Source organism: Streptomyces sp. NRRL B-24572, assembly GCF_002156145.1.
Lineage (GTDB): Bacteria > Actinomycetota > Actinomycetes > Streptomycetales > Streptomycetaceae > Streptomyces > Streptomyces vietnamensis.
In genome coordinates, this window is record NZ_MWIG01001184.1 from 1 (window position 1) to 497 (window position 497).

Sequence of the window (497 nt, forward strand, 5' to 3'; positions counted from 1 at the left end):
TCCGTGCGCAGCGCGGCGTCCGGGGCGTGGGGGCCTCGCGCACTGCCGACCGATCGGAGAAGTCACCATGAGCACACCTCCTTCCGTCCCGCTCCGGGTCGCCCTCGTCAACGGAAGCTTCGAGCAGCCGTCCGTCACCGAGATGGCGTTCCTGCCGGACGCCTCCCAGACCCAGGCTCCGCGGCACGTCCCGGGCTGGCTCACCACCGCCACCGACCACATGATCGAGCTGTGGCACTCCGGCTTCAACGGCGTCCCCTCCGCGGAGGGCGAGCAGTTCGCCGAGCTCAACGCCAACGAGGTCTCCACCCTCTACCAGGACCTGCCGACCACGCCCGGCACCAAGCTGTACTGGCGGCTCTACCACCGCGGCCGACAGGGGCAGGACACCATGGCCCTGGACATCGGCGCCCCGGGCAGCGCGGTCGAGCAGCGCACCTTCACCGACGGCAACACGGCGTGGGGGTACTACACGGGCACCTACACCGTCCCGGCCG

The 497-nt window shown here is 71.0% G+C and carries 1 pseudogene; it reads left to right on the top strand.

The window, feature by feature from the left end:
* Positions 1-67: 67 nt before the first annotated feature.
* Positions 68-497 (top strand): annotated as a pseudogene (locus CCN56_RS41180) (hypothetical protein); the annotation flags it as partial.